We start from the raw sequence: 15426 nt of genomic DNA, 5'->3' as shown, positions 1-15426 counted from the left end.
TTAATCTACTTCTAACTTCCCACCTCTAACTTCTAACTTTTATTTTTCACTCACTCCGGCACTTTCAAAACTGGCCATCTCATTTAAAAAAGCCACAGCTGATTCAATTATTGGAAATACCAGCGCACAGCCCGTTCCTTCGCCCAGGCGCAAATCTAATTGTAAAACAGCCGACACTCCAAGATAATCCAACAATTTTTTATGTGCTTTTTCAGCCGATTGATGGCTAAAAATGGCGTTGTCAATTATGGCAGGATTTTTTTTGAAAGCGATTAAAAAAGCAACACTACAGATAAAACCATCTACCAGAAAAATCATATTCTGTCTGTAAGCCTCCAGCATTCCACCAGCCATTTGCAAAATTTCAAAGCCTCCAAAATAAGCCAAATAACTATCCAAATCCTTTTGTCCGTGATAATTCCCAATGGCTTTTCTTAAAGTATCAATCTTAAATTGCAGCTTTTCATCACTAACTCCTGTACCTCTGCCTACACAATCTTCGATAGAAAAATTACAAATCACACTCATTAAAACGGAAGCGGTAGCTGTGTTGCCAATCCCCATTTCGCCAAAACCAATACAATTACTTCCTTGTTTAGCAATGTTTTCTACAATTTCGCTTCCTTTCCTAAAACACAATTCCATTTGCGCTTTGCCCATAGCCGGACCACTTAAAAACGAATGTGTTCCTTTGTCAATCTTAGCCGAAATTAATGTCGTATTAGACGGAAAATCATAATTTACACCCGCATCAACTACCGAAAGAGCTATTTTATTTTGTTTGCAAAACACATTTATTGCCGCTCCGCCGTCCAGAAAATTAGTCAGCATCTGGCGTGTTACATCCTGCGGATAAGCACTTACACCATGCTGTGCAATGCCATGATCGGCAGCAAAAACTACAATATGAGGCTGTTTTATTTTAGGTTCCATGGTTTGAAAAACAGTTCCTATCTGTTTCGAGATTTTTTCCAAAACACCTAATGAACCTATCGGTTTTGTTTTTTTGTCGATTTTATCTTCTAAGGCTTTCAATGAAAAATCAGCTTTATTGATAGGAACAACATCTTCTTCAAGTTCCTTTGTTACTACTGAATGAAGTTGCCTAATTTCTGAAACAAAAGGCGCCTCGGATTTTTGTTTCCAATGCAACTGTTGCAACATTGGTTGGTTCTCGTAATTTGTCGCTGGTTTGCCTACGCAAAAATACCCCAGCGGTTCAATATGCTCAGGCAAACCCAATATTTTCTTGAATTGGTAATAATTCAAAATCGAAACCCATCCCATTGAATACCCTTGTTCGGTAAGCGAAAGCCAAATGTTTTGAGCCGCACAAACTGCGCTGAATTTTATGGCTTCATTACTTCCCACTGTCCCGATAGTAAAATGATTCAACACCGAACGGTCGTAGCAAATAACTAATCCTAGTGGTGCATCTTCAATTGCCTCGAGCTTTAATTTTTGATATTGTACTTTTTGTAATTCGTCATCCGTACAGGCTGCAGCTTTTTTATCGTATTCCAAAAACAATTCTTTAACTGCTTTTTTAATTTCAGCCGATTTGATTAGATAATATTTGGTTGCCTCAGTCAAACCAACAGAAGGTGCCCAATGCCCCGCCTCTAATGCTTTTTCGATTACGGCATCAGGAACGGCATCATTAGTAAAATGACGGGTATCGCGGCGTGATTTTATTATTTCGTCTAAATTGGTCATCGTCAATTATTACTTTGTTTTTTTATTTCAACGGATTAATCCCGAATGCTTTCGGGACGTTGCTACAATATAAGCCATTACACTGATAATAAACTGAATACTAAATACTGTCCACTGAACACTACTCAGCTATTCCCAAACCACAAAACAATAGTCCTTATAGGTTTTATTCGTAAAAGCAGGCAATTCAATAGCTTCTGAAAATAAGGGACAATTAATTACCATAGTATGAAATTCGCCATTCTCCCCACAAGGATCTATTCCTTTCTCCAATAACTCCAAGGCCAATTCTTTAGTCAAAATCTTCCCTAAATAACTTTCCCCCATCATCGTATTACAGGAAACAATCATGGTTTCGATTCCGTTTTCAATCATTTCATTTACCAATGCAATACGGTCTTGCTGCCACAACGGTAAAATTGCCTTTAAAGAAGCCGCCTGACAAACTTTCTCTTCCCAATATCTGTGAGGCTGCAAATCGATATCTCCAAAAACCGCAGCTTCCAAATCAAAATTTGCTTTAAGTGATTTTAAAATAGCTATGAACTTTTCCTCATAATCGCCCCAGGTCGCTGGAACGGTCTCTATAGGCAATTGCATTTTTTGTGCCTGTTGTTTCAAAATAGCTAATGGCAAACCATGCGAACGGGAAATTTTGCCATTTTCATTCATCATGTTGAGTAAAACCTTGGGTTTAAATCCTTGTTTGACTGCCTGCATCATCGCATAACAGCTGTCTTTTCCACCGGACCAAGAGGTTACAAAATTCATAATCCTCCTTTTATTACTACAGGAATTCCGGAAACCATTAGGATTGCCTTATCCGCTTTTTTAGCTAAATACTGGTTCATCCAACCTTGTAGTTCTGTAAACTTTCTGCCTATATGTGTATCTGCATGAACCCCCATTCCTATTTCGTTAGAAATAATAATGATGGTCGCATTAGGCTGATTGGCTACCGCTTCAAATTCCGCCTTAGCCTGAATCAAACTCAACTCAACATCGTTTTTAGTATCAATAAAAAAATTGGTCAACCATAAAGTTACGCAATCAATTACAGCCACCTGACCTGAAAAATCAATTTCGCTTAAAAATTTTTCTTTTTCTATATTAATCCAACATTCGTCTCTATCTTTTTGATGACGGTCAATTCGTTTTTGAAAATCATCATCCCATTTTCGGGCTGTAGCCACATACATAGGTCTCGTCGATAATTCTTTGGCTATATTTTCGGCATAACTGCTCTTTCCTGAGCGTTCTCCTCCTGTTATGAAATAAATCATTTTTAATTGTAAATTATAAATTGTTGATTATAAATTTTAATTTCTAATTGCATTTTCACTTATACTAAATCCCCCTCTTCTTCACTTCTAACTTCTAACTTCTAACTATTTTTCAGTACGGACAATGACGGCAACCATTACCACAGCAAGAACCTCTTTTTAAATGAAACCAGGCTTTGAAAACATAATTCCCGTTCTCCAAATAATAATCGATTCCTTCAATCAAATAAGTAGTTTTAGGCAAATCTTTAGCTTTATTTTCTAAGGCATTTTCCGGAGAAATAGTGGCTACATATTCTTCAATCTTTATCGCGCAACTATTCTTAAAACAATCAGGACAAAGACAATCTGCTCCTTCCGAAAGAGTAAAAATAGGTGGAAAATCATTGCACCAACATTTCTTTTCCTGAGAAACATCTCCGCAATCAAAGTTTGTCCCGCAATTGGAACATTGTTTTACTTTTATAGCATTCATGAGGTAAAGATAGTACTTGTTGTTTTTTTTATCCTAAAAAACAAAGAAGATATTTTATGGATTTTCTTATACCTTTGCCTTAAATTTTAAAAATTACTATGAAAACCTCTTTGTATAAAATCTTTTTCATTTTGTTTATTAGTTTTTTTGCAAGCTGTAAAAAATCAGAAAACACTAGCTCTAAAACCATTACAGCTGTAAAAAATGAAATTGAATATTCGAGCAATCTAGCCATTTATAAATACAATGGTTTTTCTATTGTTAAGGTACTCAATCCCTGGCCTGATGCTAATAAAAATTTTACTTATATACTGAAAGAAAAAAATGCTACTGTTCCTGACAGTTTACAAAAATATACACAACTATCAGTTCCTTTACAATCTATAGTGGTGACTTCGACTACTAATGTTCCTTTTTTAGAAATGCTGCACGTTGAGAAATCCTTGACCGGGTTCCCGCACACTGACTATGTTTCTTCTGCAAAAACCCGAAAACTGATTGACGCAGGAGTCGTGAAAAATGTGGGACAAAACGAACGCTTAAATATTGAAAAGCTAATTGATTTAGCTCCCGAAGCCATTGTTACTTTTGGCGTTGACAACAACAATCCAATGATTGCTAATCTGGAAAAAAGTGGCTTAAATGTAATTATTCAGGCCGATTGGATGGAGCAATCCCCGCTGGGAAAAGCCGAATGGATTAAACTGTATGCGGCTTTATTTGGCAAAGAAAAAGAAGGTAAAATCCTTTTTGATAATATTGTAAAAAACTACAATGACGCTTTAAAATTAGTAACCAATCAAAAAGCAGAAAAAACTGTTTTATATGGTTCCATGTACCAAAATCAATGGTTTGTAGCCAAAGGACACAGCTGGGTTGCCGAGTTTATGAAAGATGCCAAATCCAATTATTTATGGGCTGATGTTGATGGAAGCGGAAGTTTGGGATTGCCTTTCGAAAAAATATTAGAAAAAGCTAAAAACGCAGAGGTTTGGATTGCTACAGGTTCTTTTAAAAATGCTACTGAACTAGGAAACAGTAATCCGCATTATGAACAATTTGATGCTTTTAAAGCTAATAATGTCTATACTTTTGAAAGCAAACTAGGTGCAACGGGAGGGACAATTTATTATGAATTAGCCCCTAGCCGACCGGATTTGGTTCTGAAAGATTATATCAAGATTTTTCATCCTGAATTATTAGCCAACTATAATTTTACCTTTGCAACGAAACTAAACTAGAAAATAAATTGAAAAACCAAAAACGAAATACAATTCTATTTTCCTACCTCGTTATAGGACTGTTTTTTTTATTTTTTATAAATATCAGTTTAGGATCAATAACCATCCCTTTCAAAGAAGTTTATCATAGCTTAAGCGGAAGTCAGGCCAGCAAATCGACTTGGGAATACATTATTATGGATTACCGATTACCTAAAGCCATCACGGTAGTTTTAGTTGGAATCGGACTTTCGATAAGTGGTTTATTGATGCAAACTTTATTCCGGAATCCACTTGCAGGACCTTATGTTTTAGGACTGAGTTCAGGAGCGAGTTTAGGTGTTGCCTTTACCATTTTAGGAGCAGGTTTACTGCCTGTCTTTTTACAGGAAATAGTGCTTTCGCCATACGGAATCGTTTTAGCTTCCACCCTCGGGAGCACTTGTGTTTTATTGGCTGTCTTATTAGTTTCTATTCGGTTAAGAGACACTATGACCATCCTGATTGTGGGATTGATGTTTGGTAGTTTAAGCGCTGCAATTGTGGGAACTTTAAGCTTCTTTAGCACTGCCGAGCAATTGCAAAAATTCACCTTTTGGTCTTTAGGGAATTTAGGCAATCTTTCGTGGGCATCCATTGTTATTTTATTAGTTTGCGTATCCATTGGTTTATTACTAAGTCTGTGGAGTATTAAGCCATTAAACGCTTTACTTCTTGGAGAAAACTACGCCCGAAGCCTTGGTTTAAACTACAACAAGGCACGATTGATAATTATTCTAGCCACCAGTATTTTAGCCGGAAGTATTACTGCTTTTGCAGGCCCTATAGCCTTTATCGGACTGGCAGTTCCTCATATTGCCAAATTGGTTTTCCAAACCAGTAATCATACTATTTTGTTTTGGAGTACCCTGCTATTTGGAGCCATTATCATGCTTGTTTGCGATACCATTTCGCAAGTTCCGGGTGGCGAAATTACTTTGCCTATCAATGCTGTGACTTCTATTTTTGGTGCACCAATAGTGATTTGGTTATTACTCAGAAAACAGAAAATGGTGGGTTAAAAACGTCTAATTCTAACTAAATATTTAACCGCAAAGGACGCAGTAAAAATCATTTTTTGTCTTTAAAAACGCAAAGAACACAAAGCTTTGCGTTGCTGGCGCAATACTTTTTAATCTTTGCGGTTAAAAAACAGCATTGATGGATTCCTAAAAATATATAAGAAACCAAAGAGATTTTGTTAGATTTTGAAAAATCAACCTTTATAAACAGCATTCTGTTAAAAGTTTGTGCTTTTGTGAGTTTCAAAAACAGAATAAATCCTTAAATTCGCAGTCTCAATTAATTTAGTAATCTACAGAAGATGAAGACCACATTGGCAAACTTCATTTTTTACAACTAAAAATAAAATACATAGAAATGACATGAGCTTGCTCATCGCATTTCACAAATAATAAACAAATAAATACATAGAAATGAAATACGACGTTATTGTTTTAGGAAGTGGTCCCGGCGGATATGTAACTGCCATTAGAGCATCACAATTAGGCTTTAAAGTAGCCGTAGTTGAAAAAGAAAACTTAGGTGGAGTTTGCTTGAACTGGGGATGTATCCCAACAAAAGCATTACTAAAATCGGCTCAGGTTTTTGATTATCTAAAACACGCTTCCGATTACGGATTGACAGTTTCTGAATTTGACAAAGATTTCCCTGCTGTAATTCAACGTAGCCGTAATGTTGCTGACGGAATGAGCAAAGGAATTACTTTCCTGATGAAGAAAAACAAAATCGACGTTATTAATGGTTTTGGAAAATTAAAACCAGGTAAAAAATTAGACGTTACTGATAAAGACGGAAAAGTTACTGAATACAGTGCTGATCATATTATCATTGCTACAGGTGCCCGTTCTCGTGAGTTGCCAAACTTACCTCAGGACGGTGTAAAAGTAATTGGTTACCGTCAGGCAATGACTTTACCTGAACAACCTAAAAAGATGATTATCGTAGGTTCAGGAGCTATCGGAGTGGAATTTGCTCACTTCTACAACTCTATGGGAACTGAAGTTACCATCGTTGAATTCATGCCAAACGTAGTTCCTGTAGAAGACGAAGATATCTCAAAAGAATTTGAAAAATCTTTGAAAAAATCTGGAATTACAGTTATGACTAACTCTTCTGTTGAAAGAATTGACACTTCAGGAAAAGGAGTAAAAGCATTTGTGAAAACAGCTAAAGGAGAAGAAATTTTAGAAGCTGATATTTTACTTTCTGCTGTTGGTATCAAAACTAACATCGAAAACATCGGATTAGAAGAAGTAGGTATTGCTACTGACAGAGATAAAATCTTAGTAAACGCTTACAACGCAACTAATATCCCAGGTTACTACGCTATTGGTGACGTAACTCCGGGACAGGCTTTGGCTCACGTAGCTTCAGCTGAAGGAATCAACTGCGTAGAGAAAATTGCAGGTATGCACGTAGAAGCTATCGATTACGGAAACGTACCAGGTTGTACTTATGCTACTCCAGAAATTGCTTCTGTAGGTCTAACTGAAAAAGCAGCCAGAGAAAAAGGATACGATTTGAAAATTGGAAAATTTCCATTCGTAGCATCTGGAAAAGCAAAAGCATCTGGAAATGCTGACGGATTTGTAAAAGTAATCTTTGATGCTAAATACGGAGAATGGTTAGGATGTCACATGATTGGTGCCGGAGTTACGGATATGATTGCTGAGGCAGTTGTAGCCCGTAAACTGGAAACTACAGGTCACGAAATCCTTAAAGCAATCCACCCACACCCAACAATGAGTGAGGCAGTTATGGAAGCTGTTGCTGCTGCTTATGGTGAAGTAATTCACATCTAGATTTCAGTCCTGATAGTTATCGGGATTAGATTTCAAATTATATACAAAATCCGATTGGTGCAAACCAGTCGGATTTTTTTTATGCTGTTCTTTTTTGATATTGAAATTGTCTTTCTGAATAATTTGTAATACAATTATTATTTTTATATTTGGATAAAAATACGTTATCCAATAGCGACTATACACCCAAAACGGATAGATTCTCGCTATTTTATAGCGAGAATGCACAAATTGGCAGTAATTTAAAACTAAAAAAGAGTGAAAACAATAATTATCATACTCACATTTATTTATACTTTCTCTTCTTACGGACAAAATAAAGAAATTGATAAGAATTGTAGAATCATACAATTTGTAAACAAAGATTCTATAAACAGTATTTCAAAACTAACGCCAATATACAATAAAAGAGGTTTTTATTTAGTCCCAAATGGAGTTTATGATTTTGTAATTGATGGGGAAAAATATTTTCAATCAATATTACTGAAAATTGAAAATGATAAGTTTTATATTTCGAAAAATTGGCAATCAAATGAACAAAGCGAAATAATTTCGGATTCAATTGCAGTATCAATTAATCAAGAAATCCAAATTAGAATGGTATCTATTGATAAAGGAGTTGGAAATATGCCGACTAAAACAAATTTAAAAAAATATAATATGACAATTATCCCAACTGATAAATACTGTAGGTTTGAGAATGTGGAAATATTGAGCAAAGGAAAAAAATATTTGGGTCATTATTATTTTACTGAAATCGGTTTAAAAAAATTAAAAATCGTGAACGAAACTCCATTTTTATGTGAAGAAAACGGAGAATTTATATTAAGAAGAAACTAAACTACTGGTAACATTCACTACAACGGATTTGGGTAATAGGCTTAATGGAAAGATGTTTTTGCATTTGGCAAAAGCCTAAAACAAAGCCTAATTCAGCTACAAACCCGATGATTACCAAAACATCAACAGACACAAAGTCCTTTTCAATCTAAAAACTAAATATTTAAAAAATGGCAAAACAAGTTTTTATCAATTTAGCAGTAAAAGACGTTCAAAAGTCTATGGATTTTTATACTGCATTGGGTTTTACAAATAATCCTCAATTTTCGGACGATGCCGGAAAGTGTATGGTTTGGAGTGAAAACATTTTTGTAATGCTTTTATCGCACGAAAAGTTTGCCAGCTTTGCAACCAAACCCATTGCCGATACAAAATCAGCCGTAGCAGGACTTTTCTCCTTATCGGTTGACAGTGTTGATGAAGTAAACAACATCATGACAAACGGATTAAAAGCAGGGGGAACAGAACCTAACGAAATGAGGGATTACGGTTTTATGCAACAGCGAACCATTGAAGATTTTGACGGACACACCTGGGAAATTTTCTACATGGACATTTCAAAATTCCCAACAGAACAATAATCAAGTAATAACAGCATAGCATTTGATACTTTTCTTTACTTTTATATAGTTGATTTTAATCTAAAAAAATGGATCGTATAACAATTTATCCGAAATACTAAAAGCTAAAATCTTTGCTAAAATTCTTATTGGAAAAAATGAAAGTTCGTTTTGAAATTACAAGATATGATGAGGAAACTTCGCTAAGCGAAAGTGAATTGATCGCTAAAATTGATAAATCTATCTTACAGACTGATTCAGGAAAAACAAAAAAACTCACAAAAGACCAACAAAAGAAATTTTTAGGTTTATGATTTTTTGTGGATTCTAAAATTCAAATTCCATAGAGTATCGTAAAACCAAACAAATTGCTACAATTCAACAAAACTTATTTTACATTTACGGTTTTACTATTTCTGGTAGAAACCTTAATCGCTTTGTTTGTACATGACCAATTGATAAGACCTTATTTTGGGGATGTTTTAATAGTAATCTTGATTTATTGTTTTTTAAAATCCTTTCTCAATTTCTCGGTTTGGACTACTGCAATAATTGTATTTTGTTTTTCTTTTTTCGTTGAATTCACACAATATTTAGATTTAATTGGAAAGCTCGGCTTGGAACATTCAGGAATTGCAAAGGCTATTCTTGGTAATTCCTTTTCTTACTTGGATTTGTTTGCTTACGCTACAGGAATTCTAGTTGTTCTTATTTTCGAAAAAATTTACTCTAAAAATCCTTATTAAGCCAATATCCAGCTCTACACTTCGAATAGCAATTAAAAATACGAAAAATCGTATTTTTAATTGAATTATTTTCTATATTTGATACTGCTCAAAAAAATGCTGTTTTGTTATAACATGCTAAACCAGAATTTTTAGATACAGTGCATCAAACTGATAAACAATTATTTAATCACAAAAATAAGTCTGTCGATATGGAAAAATCACCAAATAAAGATTATAGCAAAATCATCACTATACTTATTTGGTTTTTACTGTTATTTCCACTCCATATTGAGGCACAAGAAAGCGACTTAATTGTTTCCAATACTTCCTTTGCCGAAAAAATATACCTGCAATTAGACCGAAAAGTTTATACTAATAGCGATACGGTGTGGTTTAAATGTATTGTTTCAAATGCTTCCGAACACATTCTTTCACCTTTAAGTGGTGTATTATATGTCGAACTCATTGATGCCGATGAAGTCATACGCCAAAAAAAATTAATCAAAATAGAAAATGGTATCGGTCATGGAAATTTTGAATTAGATAAAAAAATCCCAAAAGGCAATTACCTCATCAGAGCCTATACACAATGGAATCAGAATTTTGATAATGCTTTTGTTTTTGAAGAATACATTCAGGTATTTACAACCGAAACTCAAAATAATGCAGCAATCGAGAACATTAAACTCATCAAGGATGAGGCTACCGGCGATCATTTGGAAGTTTTTTTCAATCCGCAGGTCATTGATTCATTACAAAAAAATAAAATCACCGTATTTGTCACTGTTGATGATAAAAAAGACAGCTTACTGATTAAAAAAGGAAAAAACGACAAATATGTTCTGGATTATTCTCTTGAAAAAGAAAGCCAGTTTGCTACCTTAAAAATACAAACCGAAAACGAAAAAAAATACAGCAAAACATTTGTTTTAAACAAGGATTATCTGGACTTGCAATTCTTTCCCGAAAGTGGTGAATTAGTCCACGGACTCAGTAGCAAAGTGGGTTTTAAAGCTTTAGATGCGAACGGAAAAGGAAAAATTGTAGCAGGTGATATTATTGATGAAAAAGGAAATAATATCTCTTCGTTTAAAAGTAATACATTGGGAATGGGCAGTTTTTTTATTACTAATGCAGACAGTTCTCAAAAATTTTATGCCAGATTAAAAGTTCCTTCTTTAAAAAAATCATTATTATATCCATTACCGAATGTTGCTGCAATCGGAAATACTTTGGCTGTAAATAAACAAGGAGATAAAGTTCTCCTTAAGGTCTTATCTAACTACTTGAAAAACGACAGTATCTTTGTTCGAATTTCATTTAGAGGGATGGATTTATATGAAAAAAAAGTCAGTCTAAATCAGGGGTTTTACCAATCCTTAATCTCTACATCTGAAATTCCGGAAGGCATTATTTGCTTTAGCATTTTGGATAATTCTAAAAATCCCATTGCCAGAAGACTTTATTTTAATGAAAAACCACAAAGCAGAATAAAGATTCAACTTTCCGCCGATAAGAACAAATACAGCAAGCGGGAATTGACTAATCTCAGTATTCAAACCACAAATTACAGCGAAGAACCGATAAAAACCAATACCTCCCTGCTGGTTATCAACAAAGAAGATTTAGGGAATATGCAAAGTTTACGTCAAAACATACTTTCCTACTTTTTAATCAACTCCGAATTAAAAGGAAACATCGAGAATCCGGGCTATTATTTTAACAATAACAGCAACTATGCCGATTTAGAAGCACTGCTGCTCACGCAAGGATGGAGTAAATACAATTATTCTAAATCGTATCCATCCCTTACTGTCAATCCCGAAAAATCACTAACGGTATCCGGTAAAGTAAATAAGCTTTTTTCAGAAAAAAAAGGAGTAAAAGACATCCAATTAACGATGATGACCAATGGAAAAGACAAATCCTTTTATACTCAGGTAACCGACAGCTTAGGTAAATTTAATTTTAGTTTGAATGACGAATATGGAAAGGAAATAGAAATACTGATTCAAACTGCTAAAAAAACAGATAAAAAAGTAAACAATTCAGTTGTTCTGGACCAAAAGAAATCACCTGCTATTCTTTTTGAGCATCATAAATCTATTGAACCAATAGACAGTATTGTAGAGAAATTCATCAAGAAAAGTATTCAGCAAAAAGAAATAGAAGAAAAATTCAAACTGCAATTTGGCGGAATTCTTCTAAATCAAGTTACCATTAGTGGTAAAATGGCTCCTAACAAGCAAAAAGTAACGGAGAAATACGGCAAACCATCTACCATAATTAGTGGTAAAGAGATTCTTTCTAAAGAAAAAAAATGGTCTTATGGATTGTACAGTATATTATTATTTAATTATCCTGATAAAGTCAGGATAGAAAGAATGCCGGATCAAAATTTATACGCCTCTGTCAACAACGAACCTACTCTTGTTCTTGTTGATGGTATTGCTATTCCTTTTTATGATTATGGACATATTCCTAATATTTCGCCAAGTGAAGTAAAAAGTTTTGAAATTATTGAATATGCCAGCGGTTTTTCAACATTATTTTGCGAAGTACATACTGAACTTAATAATTGTGCATTCACAGCTCCGCCTTGGGGAAATGTCATAGCAATCTATACCCATGCTGGAATAGGTCTTGCAGGTGCATACAAACCAACAGGATTAACAAAAACCGCTATTCCTGTCTTTGCTTCGCCTCAGGAATTTTATACTCCAAAATATGAAAACATTCAGCCCGACAGTTGGCAACATCCGGACATCAGAACATTAATTCACTGGCAACCCATCCTAAAAACGGATGATTCAGGCAAAGCATCGGCTTCATATTACAATGCCGATAATAAAGGCGAAATAATGGTAGTTGTAGAAGCTATTTCAGACAAAGGCGAAGTTGGCTATCAGGAACTTAATTACGAAATAAAGGAATAATGAAGTCTAAAGACTAATTAAAAGCAATCCGTTTATAGATTTTAGAATTTTGATGTCTTGTTATTGCTGTAAAACGTCTCGGTAATTTTTAAAATGGACAATGAAATTGACTTTTGATATTGTTATTTTTCCCTTTTCATCACCCTAATCAACTATTCACCTGAAAAACAACAAACTAAAACAAAGATAAAAATCGCTTTCGTTAATTTTATTTAGAATAAGTAAAAATAATTTGTTTAAGAAATATTTAGCATTTACTTTTGCGCAGAATAATTCTAAATAAGAAATAAATGAAAATAGCTCACGTCCAAAAATTCTTATGTTCATTACTACTACTGAGTACAATCAGCGTTATAGGACAACAAGGAAACGGTAAAATAAATGGTAAAATTTCATTAAGTGACAACACCCCTGCCGAAAGTGTTGCCATTGCTCTAAAAGATACTAAATACAGTACCAATGCCAATCATAATGGACAATATGAAATTAAAAACATCAAACCCGGAAATTATACACTAGTTATTAATGGAATAGGAATAAAATCCATTTCAGAAAACATTACAATACGCAACAATCAAACACTTCTAAAAAACTTCAAACTAACGGAAAGCAAAGAAGAACTAAATGAAGTAATTGTTAAAAGAAATAAATACAAACAGGACAAACCTTCCTTATCGCTGCGTTTAAATACACCTGTATTAGAAATACCTCAAAATGTGCAAATTATTAGTGGTCAAACATTAAAAGACCAACAAATTACCAGCATGAGTGATGGTGTAATCCGAAATGTGAGTGGCGCTGTTCGTTTAGAACATTGGGGTGATTTGTACACCAATATCACTATGAGAGGTTCCCAAATACAGGCTTTTCGTAACGGTTTTAATGTAGTATCTTCTTTTTGGGGACCACTTACCGAAGATATGAGTTTTGTAGATCATATCGAATTTGTAAAAGGACCTGCCGGATTTATGCTTTCCAGCGGAGATCCAAGCGGATTATATAATGTAGTTACTAAAAAACCAACCGGAATTACTAAAGGTGAAGTAAATTTAATGGGAGGAAGTTTTGATTTTTACAGAGCCAGTATAGACTTAGATGGCAAACTGGATAAGAAAGGAAAATTATTGTATCGTTTTAATGCCATGGGACAAAACAAAGGTTCTCACAGATCTTTTGAACAAAACGATCGCTACGTTATTGCCCCTGTTATCTCCTATCAATTGGATGATAAAACCAAAATTACAGCTGAATATAACTATCAAAGAGCCAACATGACCGAAGTGGGTTCCTATTATGTATTTGGTAAAGATGGATACGCAACAACACCTAGAAATTTCACAATGACACAACCTGGTTTACCGGATACAAAAATTAACGATCATAGTGCTTACTTTTTGTTTGAACACAATTTTAACAGCAAATGGAAACTTACAGCACAAACATCTTATTTTAAATACATGCAACAAGGTTACAGTTCCTGGCCTGCTGCTGTAGGACCACTTAGTATTGATACTAATAACGATAATATTCCTGATACTCAAGTGTTAGATTCAGGCGAAATAATTAGAGGAGTGAGCATTTGGGATGCCGATAGTAATATGTACTTAGGACAACTATTTGTTAACGGAAAATTCAACACAGGATCAGTAACACACAAAGTATTAGGAGGAATCGATTTAGGAAGTAAAGATTATATGGCCGATTGGGGACAATCGCACGCTTTAGATACTTTTGAAGACCCTTTTAATGTAAACAATCCTGATTATGGAACTCCAGCTAACGGAATGCCTAATTTTGATCGTGAAACACCACTGAAAGAAAGAGCCGGAGGATTATACGGTTCAGAATACGCAGCCGGTTATATTCAGGATGAAATGGGATTTTTTGAAAATAAAATCAGATTGACACTTGCAGCCAGATATACCTGGATAAATCAAACCAGTAGTTATAGTGCTCCTGCTTCAGACAGTCATATTACACCTCGTGCCGGATTAAGTATTTCACTTACACCTAATACTGCAATTTACGGTTTGTACGATCAGGCATTTACTCCTCAAGCTGGAATTGTCAGAGAAGGAAGTGTAAAACCACTGACAGGTAATAATGTCGAATTCGGAATTAAAAGAGATTGGTTTGACGGAGCATGGAGTACCACATTTTCTGCATACAGCATCTTGAAGAAAAATGAGTTAACTGCAGATCCTGCAAACACTCCAGGACAAAATTTTAGTGTGGTTTTAGGTGAAAAAAGAGCGCGTGGTATAGAGGTTGACCTAAGAGGTAAAATTGTAGAAGGCTTGAACTTGATTGCTAATTATGCTTTTACTGAATCTACAGTAAAAAGTTCTAATGTACCTTCTATTGTTGCCGGTTCTACGGTTCCTGGTTTTGCTAAACACACCGCAAATGCCTGGCTAAACTACACTGTTGTAAACGGAAAACTAAAAGGATTAGGTGCCTCTATTGGAGTAACTTATTTGGCAGGTCGTCAAACCGATACCTGGAGTGTAGGACTTGAAAAACTACCTAATTACTTCAAAATGGATGGTGGACTATCCTACGAAACAGGGAAGCTTAAGTTTACAGCCAATATGTTTAATATTCTTGACAAATATCTATACAGTGGTTCTTACTATGCCTGGTTAGGTGCTTACTACTGGCAATCTGAAGCTCCAAGAAATATTAGAGTTGGCGTTACTTACAAATTTTAAAACAGCCACACTTAATACTAAAAAGCCTGCGAAAATCATGATGTCGCAGGCTTTTTTTTATTCCTTTATTTATATCATTCGAAAATAAATTGA

The 15426-nt window shown here is 34.7% G+C and carries 13 protein-coding genes; 9 read left to right on the top strand and 4 right to left on the bottom strand.

All coding sequences use genetic code 11. The annotated features are described in order from the left end of the window. Nucleotides 1-39: 39 nt before the first annotated feature. From cobT to BIW12_RS12300, 4 genes are all read right to left on the bottom strand, one after another. Complete coding sequence (gene cobT, locus BIW12_RS16230) at nt 40-1716, bottom strand: nicotinate-nucleotide--dimethylbenzimidazole phosphoribosyltransferase (protein WP_083382120.1); 1677 nt, start codon at nt 1714-1716, stop codon at nt 40-42. Between the two features lie 129 nt (nt 1717-1845). Then, nucleotides 1846-2487: a Dph6-related ATP pyrophosphatase gene (locus tag BIW12_RS12310; protein WP_071185389.1), complete on the bottom strand. Its 642-nt coding sequence runs from the start codon at nt 2485-2487 to the stop codon at nt 1846-1848. Continuing rightward, complete coding sequence (locus BIW12_RS12305; RefSeq protein ID WP_071185388.1) at nt 2484-2999, bottom strand: bifunctional adenosylcobinamide kinase/adenosylcobinamide-phosphate guanylyltransferase; 516 nt, start codon at nt 2997-2999, stop codon at nt 2484-2486. Before BIW12_RS12305 ends, BIW12_RS12310 begins: the two co-directional genes overlap by 4 nt. A gap of 112 nt (nt 3000-3111) precedes the next feature. After that, nucleotides 3112-3474: a DUF5522 domain-containing protein gene (locus BIW12_RS12300; RefSeq protein WP_071185387.1), complete on the bottom strand. Its 363-nt coding sequence runs from the start codon at nt 3472-3474 to the stop codon at nt 3112-3114. Nucleotides 3475-3572: 98 nt separating this feature from the next. On the opposite strand from BIW12_RS12300, the gene BIW12_RS12295 reads away from it, so the two are divergent. The 9 genes from BIW12_RS12295 (at nt 3573) to BIW12_RS12260 (ending at nt 15333) form a co-directional block, all read left to right on the top strand. After that, nucleotides 3573-4715 (top strand): ABC transporter substrate-binding protein, encoded by a 1143-nt coding sequence (locus tag BIW12_RS12295; protein WP_071185386.1) that lies wholly within the window; start codon nt 3573-3575, stop codon nt 4713-4715. An 8-nt stretch (nt 4716-4723) separates the two neighbouring features. Continuing rightward, nucleotides 4724-5755, top strand: coding sequence for an iron ABC transporter permease (locus BIW12_RS12290; protein WP_071185385.1), 1032 nt, complete (start codon nt 4724-4726; stop codon nt 5753-5755). 414 nt (nt 5756-6169) lie between these two features. After that, nucleotides 6170-7558 carry a dihydrolipoyl dehydrogenase gene (gene lpdA / locus BIW12_RS12285; protein ID WP_071185384.1) on the top strand — a complete coding sequence of 463 codons (1389 nt, stop codon included), beginning with the start codon at nt 6170-6172 and terminating at the stop codon, nt 7556-7558. A 258-nt stretch (nt 7559-7816) separates the two neighbouring features. Then, on the top strand, nt 7817-8398 hold the full coding sequence (locus BIW12_RS12280; protein WP_071185383.1) for a hypothetical protein: 582 nt from the start codon (nt 7817-7819) through the stop codon (nt 8396-8398). A gap of 170 nt (nt 8399-8568) precedes the next feature. Next, nucleotides 8569-8979 carry a VOC family protein gene (locus tag BIW12_RS12275; RefSeq protein WP_071185382.1) on the top strand — a complete coding sequence of 137 codons (411 nt, stop codon included), beginning with the start codon at nt 8569-8571 and terminating at the stop codon, nt 8977-8979. A 113-nt stretch (nt 8980-9092) separates the two neighbouring features. Next, nucleotides 9093-9272 carry a hypothetical protein gene (locus BIW12_RS16375; RefSeq protein WP_157499550.1) on the top strand — a complete coding sequence of 60 codons (180 nt, stop codon included), beginning with the start codon at nt 9093-9095 and terminating at the stop codon, nt 9270-9272. Between the two features lie 54 nt (nt 9273-9326). Next, the gene (locus BIW12_RS12270; RefSeq protein WP_071185381.1) at nt 9327-9704 is read left to right on the top strand and encodes a ribosomal maturation YjgA family protein; all 378 of its coding nucleotides are present in this window, start codon (nt 9327-9329) and stop codon (nt 9702-9704) included. Between the two features lie 191 nt (nt 9705-9895). Next, nucleotides 9896-12622 carry a hypothetical protein gene (locus BIW12_RS12265; protein ID WP_157499549.1) on the top strand — a complete coding sequence of 909 codons (2727 nt, stop codon included), beginning with the start codon at nt 9896-9898 and terminating at the stop codon, nt 12620-12622. Nucleotides 12623-12912: 290 nt separating this feature from the next. Further along, nucleotides 12913-15333 carry a TonB-dependent receptor gene (locus BIW12_RS12260; RefSeq protein ID WP_071185379.1) on the top strand — a complete coding sequence of 807 codons (2421 nt, stop codon included), beginning with the start codon at nt 12913-12915 and terminating at the stop codon, nt 15331-15333. The last annotated feature ends 93 nt before the right edge of the window (nt 15334-15426 follow it).

It is taken from the genome of Flavobacterium commune, from assembly GCF_001857965.1.
Classification (GTDB): Bacteria; Bacteroidota; Bacteroidia; order Flavobacteriales; family Flavobacteriaceae; genus Flavobacterium; species Flavobacterium commune.
The sequence above is the reverse complement of the archived record's forward strand: the minus strand, read 5'-3'. Positions and strand labels throughout refer to the sequence as shown.